5 protein-coding genes are annotated in these 6,142 nt (G+C 61.3%); all 5 read right to left on the minus strand.

All coding sequences use genetic code 11. The annotated features are described in order from the left end of the window. Nucleotides 1-74 precede the first annotated feature (74 nt). Nucleotides 75-1,400 (minus strand): isocitrate lyase, encoded by a 1,326-nt coding sequence (gene aceA / locus OC610_RS04400; protein WP_030141325.1) that lies wholly within the window; start codon nucleotides 1,398-1,400, stop codon nucleotides 75-77. A gap of 505 nt (nucleotides 1,401-1,905) precedes the next feature. Next, the gene (locus OC610_RS04405; RefSeq protein WP_264426687.1) at nucleotides 1,906-2,667 is read right to left on the minus strand and encodes a secretin N-terminal domain-containing protein; all 762 of its coding nucleotides are present in this window, start codon (nucleotides 2,665-2,667) and stop codon (nucleotides 1,906-1,908) included. 293 nt (nucleotides 2,668-2,960) lie between these two features. After that, complete coding sequence (locus tag OC610_RS04410; RefSeq protein WP_030141327.1) at nucleotides 2,961-3,386, minus strand: GNAT family N-acetyltransferase; 426 nt, start codon at nucleotides 3,384-3,386, stop codon at nucleotides 2,961-2,963. Beyond that, the gene (locus tag OC610_RS04415) at nucleotides 3,379-4,545 is read right to left on the minus strand and encodes a ribosomal protein uL16 3-hydroxylase (protein WP_264426688.1); all 1,167 of its coding nucleotides are present in this window, start codon (nucleotides 4,543-4,545) and stop codon (nucleotides 3,379-3,381) included. The genes OC610_RS04410 and OC610_RS04415 overlap by 8 nt, the downstream gene beginning before the upstream one ends. 84 nt (nucleotides 4,546-4,629) lie before the next feature. Next, nucleotides 4,630-6,000: an adenylosuccinate lyase gene (gene purB, locus OC610_RS04420; RefSeq protein WP_264426689.1), complete on the minus strand. Its 1,371-nt coding sequence runs from the start codon at nucleotides 5,998-6,000 to the stop codon at nucleotides 4,630-4,632. Between the last annotated feature and the right edge of the window lie 142 nt (nucleotides 6,001-6,142).

Raw genomic sequence — 6,142 nt, forward strand, 5'->3', positions numbered from 1 at the left:
ACCAGTCGGGGCTTCAGATCGTCGGCTTTGCGGTTAGTTTTTATTCGGTCCGCAAGGGCCGTTTACTTTGCGGATTAGTGGAACTGTTCTTCTTCGGTCGAGCCGGTCAGCGCGGTCACGGACGAAGCGCCGCCCTGGATCACGGTGGTCATGTCGTCGAAGTAGCCAGTGCCCACTTCCTGCTGGTGAGCCACGAAGGTGTAGCCTTTGGCGGCGTCAGCGAACTCCTGTTCTTGCAGCTTCACGTAGGCCGTCATGTCGTTGCGGGCGTAGTCGTGCGCCAGGTTGAACATGCTGTGCCACATATTGTGGATGCCGGCCAGGGTGATGAACTGGTGCTTGTAGCCCATGGCGGACAGTTCGCGCTGGAACTTGGCGATGGTCGCGTCGTCCAGGTTCTTCTTCCAGTTGAAGGAAGGCGAGCAGTTGTAGGACAGGAGTTGGTCCGGGTATTCCTTCTTGATCGCTTCGGCGAAACGACGGGCTTCGTCCAGGTCCGGCTTGGCGGTTTCGCACCAGATCAAGTCGGCGTACGGGGCATAGGCCAGGCCGCGGGCGATGGCCTGGTCGAGGCCGGCGCGCACCTTGTAGAAACCTTCTGGGGTACGGGTGCCGGTGACGAACGGCTGATCGTACGGGTCGCAGTCGGACGTCAGCAGGTCAGCGGCGTTGGCGTCGGTACGGGCCAGGATGATGGTCGGTACACCGGCAACGTCTGCCGCCAGGCGAGCAGCGGTCAGCTTCTGTACGGCTTCCTGGGTTGGCACCAGGACCTTGCCACCCATGTGGCCGCATTTCTTCACCGAGGCCAGTTGGTCCTCGAAGTGAACGCCAGCGGCGCCTGCCTCGATCATGCTCTTCATCAGTTCGTAGGCGTTCAACACGCCGCCGAAACCGGCTTCGGCGTCAGCCACGATTGGCGCGAAGTAGTCGATGTAGCCTTCGTCGCCTGGGTTCTTGCCGGCTTTCCACTGGATCTGGTCGGCACGACGGAACGAGTTGTTGATGCGCTTGACCACGGTTGGAACCGAATCCACCGGGTACAGCGACTGGTCAGGGTACATGGACTCGGCGGAGTTGTTGTCCGCGGCCACTTGCCAGCCCGACAGGTAGATGGCCTGGATGCCGGCCTTGACCTGCTGCACAGCCTGGCCGCCGGTCAGGGCGCCCATGCAGTTGACGAAATCTTTCTCGGGACGGAAGGCTGGCTTGGCGCCCTGGGTCACCAGGTTCCACAGCTTCTCGGCGCCCATCTTCGCGAAGGTGTGCTCAGGTTGAACCGAGCCACGCAGACGGACGACGTCAGCAGCGGAATAATTGCGCTTCACGCCTTTCCAGCGCGGGTTCTCAGCCCAGTCTTTTTCAAGGGCTGCAATTTGCTGTTCGCGTGTCAGTGCCATGGAAATAAACCTCGTCGCGTCTTGTATGGATGGTCGTTCTGGGCTGGAAGATTCCAGCTTGCCAATCGCACCCGTCATGGGTGTGAAGGGCTGCTCGCTGACCAGGAGGCTGGCATACAAGTCGGTCAAGGCGGGGTGGCGACGGGATGAACGATGGGCTCGAGGGGAAAGTGAGCAGGTAGAGGCGAACTGCGGGCGCATTCGGGCGTCGTGGGCCTTTATACGAACTCAGAGTGATGCCGGGTTACCTAGTTACGCTTCCGTCCCTCGGGACAACTTCGTTCCAGTCGCAACCTCGTCAAACACACCTTGTGGGCGGTACAGACACGAATCGGCTCGCAGGGTGGTTGCAAGCATCGATCCGAAGGCCCTTGCCAGGGCCCCTGATTAGCGGGAGCGAGGCCATCATGCCTTCGGTTTTTTGGCTCGTCAAACGTTTTGTAGTGCTTTTTTTTGAGCACTACATCTTTGGTCTAATACGACTCATCAGTCAGTTTCTGGTGCTTCAGTTCAAGGTATCGACCTTCACCCGCAGAATCATGTCGTCCCGGCCTTGGGTCGAGTAGCTGCGGGTCAGGCCCTGTTTACCGGCCTGAGTCTGGCGATTCACCCCGGCCAGGGTGATCCATTCGCCAAGGCGTCCGCTGACGGTTGTGTCGGTACTTTGCACGTTCACTACATCGGGACGTTCCTGGCTCATGCGGTCACGGTTGGTACTGATGCTCAGATGAACGGTCTCGCCGGTGACGCTGGCGGTGACGTAGAAACCTTGGGTGACGTTGCGGTATTCGGTCTGGCTTTGCATGCGGCCGTAGCCGTCAGTCTGGTTGCTGGTGAAAGGCACGCTCTGGCCGACCTGGATCAGCGCTGGTTGGCCTTCACTGGCCTGGATCTGCTGTACGCCGCCGTCACGGCTGGCCGTGCTGCGGTTGATGATGCGGGTCTGGCTGGGCGCGGCGCCGTTGATCGAGTAGCCCTGGTCGCCCTGCAGGTTGTTTTCGTTGGTGTCTACGGTGATCAGCAAGCGCTTGGGAGCGGTGTCCAATTGAGCCAGGAATTGCCGGAGTTCTTCGATCTTGCCAGGCTCGGCGTTGACGATCAGTTGGTTGCCGTAGGCGCTGACCTGGCCGTCCTTGCCGATGAAGTTCTGCGCCACCGGCAGCAGGTCGGCGCTGGTGCGGTAGTTCAGTGGCACGACTTGCGTGTCGGCCATGACTGACAGGCTGCAACCGAGCAGGAGGGTGGTCAGCAAGGTGCGTAGGGACATGTCCATTTCTCCGCGAGACAAAGGCTTGATATTGCCAGTTTGTCGGCCCCGAGTGGGGCAAGTTGAATGGTAGACGGCAAAACGCCCCGGCATTGGAGGATGGCGGGGCGTTTTGGGCGTTGCAGGATGCTTTTGTGGCGAGGGGATTTATCCCCGCTGGGCTGCGAAGCAGCCCCAAATCAGTCGCTGCGGTGTGTCAGTTTGAATCCAAGCAGCTTCATTGGGGTTGCTGCGCAACCCAGCGGGGATGAATCCCCTCGCCACAGGGTGTTGTGTTGTTGCTTTCAGCTGTCTCAGGCCGAGCGCCGCACCATGTCCACGTGCGGAATGCCGGCTTCGAGAAACTCCTCGCTGACCACTGCAAACCCCAGTCGCTCATAGAACGGCGTGGCGTGCACCTGGGCACTGAGCATCTGCTGCTTGAGCCCGCGTTTCTCGGCCTCGGCGATCACTGCCTGCATCAGCGCGTCGCCGACCTTCAGCCCGCGCCAATCCTTGAGGACTGACACCCGGCCGATATGGCCGTCGGTCAACAGGCGCGCGGTGCCGATCGGGAAGTCGCCTTCGAGAGCCAGGAAATGCACGGCGTCCTGATCATCCGAATCCCACTCCAGCTCCGGTGGTACGGATTGCTCGGCAATGAACACCGCTTCACGAATGCGCCGGATCTCGGCGTTATCCTTTTGCCAGTCTGCGACACGAACGTGAATTTTATTCATCGGCGAACCCCAGGCTGCCCTGCTTGACCAATTCATGGATGAGACCGCGACCGTCTTCATCGGCCAGCCATGGGCCGAGGTTTTCGATGTGCAGCGCGTCGGCGGCGCAGATCATCTTCAACAGGTCACGCAGCTTGCCAGGCAAGTAACGGCTCTGGCCACTGGCGAACAGCAGCAGGTCGTCGTCGACTTCCGACCAGGCCAGGCGGGCGCTCGGGTTGCGGATGATCACGGCGCCTTGTTCCAGGCCGGCCAGCAAGTCGTCTTCTTCCAGTTCCGGTCCCACCACCAATTCCGGGTAGCGTGGCTCGGTCATGAATTGGCCGAACCAGGTCAGCAGCAAGCGCTCGTCGCTCATGTGTTCGGCCAGCAGGCCCTTGAGGCGGTCCAAGGCGTCGTGCTGGATCTGGTGCGGGTCGGCCACCGGGCGCGCATCGGCATCGGTGTAACGCTCTTCATCAGGCAGGAACTGGCTTAGGAAGTCGGTGAAGTGGGTCAGGACTTCGGCGGCGCTCGGTGCGCGGAAGCCGACCGAGTAAGTCATGCAATCGTCCATGGCGACGCCGCAATGAGCCAGGCGTGGCGGCAGGTAGAGCATGTCGCCGGGTTCCAGGACCCACTCGTCGGTGGCCTCGAAATTGGCGAGGATGCGCAGGTCCGCGTGGGGCAGCAGCGGGCTTTCGGAGTCGCACATCTGGCCGATCTTCCAGTTGCGCTTGCCATGGCCTTGCAGCAGGAATACGTCGTAATTGTCGAAGTGCGGGCCCACACCGCCACCCGGGGCGGCGAAGCTGATCATCACGTCGTCGATGCGCCAGCTCGGCAGGAAGCGGAAATGCTCCAGCAGCTCGCTGACTTCCGGGACGAATTGATCGACCGCCTGCACCAGCAAGGTCCACTCGCGCTCGGGCAGTTTGCTGAATTCATCTTCGGCGAACGGGCCGCGACGCAACTCCCACGGGCGCTCGCCGTGCTCGATCACCAGGCGCGATTCGACCTCTTCTTCCAAGGCAAGGCCGGCCAGTTCGTCGGCATCGATCGGGCTTTCGAAATCAGGAATCGCCTGGCGGATTAGCAGGGGTTTTTTCTGCCAGTAGTCGCGCAGGAACTCCCGTGCCGTGATACCGCCCAGGAGTTGCAGTGGAATGTCAGGATTCATGTGTAACCTATTGAAAAAATATACTTTTCAGACGCGAATAAAAACGCCCGGCGCGGCCGGGCGTCTCAAAGGTGAAGCGGTGTGTCAGATGCGCTTGGCTTGCGCCGCCGCGTTGCCGATGTAGCTGGCCGGGGTCAGCTTTTTCAGCTCGGCCTTGGCTTCGGCTGGCATGTCCAGGCCATCGATGAAAGTCTGCAGTGCCTCAGGGCTGATGCCCTTGCCACGGGTCAGTTCTTTCAGCTTTTCATACGGGTTTTCGATGTTGTAGCGACGCATCACAGTCTGGATCGGCTCGGCCAGGACTTCCCAGCAGGCGTCCAGGTCGGCGGCGATCTTCTGCTCGTTGAGCTCCAGCTTGCTGATGCCCTTGAGGCTGGCTTCGTAGGCGATGACGCTGTGGGCGAAACCCACGCCCAGGTTGCGCAGCACGGTGGAGTCGGTCAGGTCGCGCTGCCAGCGGGAGATCGGCAGCTTGCTCGCCAGGTGCTGGAACAGCGCGTTGGCGATGCCCAGGTTGCCTTCGGAGTTTTCGAAGTCGATCGGGTTGACCTTGTGCGGCATGGTCGAGGAACCGATTTCGCCGGCAATGGTGCGCTGCTTGAAGTAACCCAGGGAGATGTAGCCCCAGATGTCGCGGTCGAAGTCGATCAGGATGGTATTGAATCGCGCGATCGCATCGAACAGCTCGGCGATGTAGTCGTGTGGCTCGATCTGGGTGGTGTACGGGTTGAAGCTCAGGCCCAGCTCGTCTTCGATGAAGGCGCGGGCGTTGGCTTCCCAGTCGATGTCCGGGTAGGCCGACAGGTGGGCGTTGTAGTTGCCCACGGCGCCGTTGATCTTGCCCAGCAGCGGCACGGCGGCCACCTGGGCGATCTGGCGCTCCAGGCGGTAGACCACGTTCGCCAGTTCCTTGCCCAGGGTGGTCGGCGAAGCCGGTTGACCGTGGGTGCGCGACAGCATCGGCACGTCGGCGAAACGGATCGCCAGCTCGCGGATGGCCTGGGCGGTCTGGCGCATCAGCGGCAGCAGCACATCGTCACGGCCTTCGCGCAGCATCAGGGCGTGGGACAGGTTGTTGATGTCCTCGCTGGTGCAGGCAAAGTGGATGAACTCACTGACGTTGGCCAGCTCCGGCAGCTTGGCCGCCTGCTCCTTGAGCAGGTATTCGATCGCCTTGACGTCGTGGTTGGTGGTGCGCTCGATCTCTTTGACGCGCTCGGCGTGCTCCAGGGCGAAATTGTCGGCCAGGGCGTTCAGCACCGCGTTGGCTTCGGCGGAAAAGGCCGGGACTTCGCCAATGCCAGGGTGGGCGGCCAGGCGCTGGAGCCAGCGCACTTCAACCAGGACGCGGGCACGGATCAGGCCGTACTCGCTGAAAATCGGGCGCAGGGCCTGGGTTTTGCCGGCGTAGCGGCCGTCTACAGGGGAAACCGCAGTGAGCGAAGAGAGCTGCATGGGGTGTTCTCGGACAGTCGGGCAACGAAATGGGGCGCGTATCATACATGAAAACAGACGCCGGTCCGTCGCCAACTGACCGGCGTATTACGCGTAACGAGATAAAGCTGTTTATTACCTGTGGCGAGGGAGCTTGCTCCCG

The sequence above is a fragment of the Pseudomonas agronomica genome (genome assembly GCF_025917275.1).
GTDB classification, from domain to species: domain Bacteria; phylum Pseudomonadota; class Gammaproteobacteria; order Pseudomonadales; family Pseudomonadaceae; genus Aquipseudomonas; species Aquipseudomonas agronomica.

What these genes read in the sequence shown, in the direction of transcription:
- purB (WP_264426689.1), bottom strand. Translation starts at nt 6,000, where the DNA reads ATGCAGCTCTCTTCGCTCACTGCGGTTTCCCCTGTAGACGGCCGCTAC.
- OC610_RS04410 (WP_030141327.1), bottom strand. Translation starts at nt 3,386, where the DNA reads ATGAATAAAATTCACGTTCGTGTCGCAGACTGGCAAAAGGATAACGCC.
- OC610_RS04405 (WP_264426687.1), bottom strand. Translation starts at nt 2,667, where the DNA reads ATGTCCCTACGCACCTTGCTGACCACCCTCCTGCTCGGTTGCAGCCTG.
- OC610_RS04415 (WP_264426688.1), bottom strand. Translation starts at nt 4,545, where the DNA reads ATGAATCCTGACATTCCACTGCAACTCCTGGGCGGTATCACGGCACGG.
- aceA (WP_030141325.1), bottom strand. Translation starts at nt 1,400, where the DNA reads ATGGCACTGACACGCGAACAGCAAATTGCAGCCCTTGAAAAAGACTGG.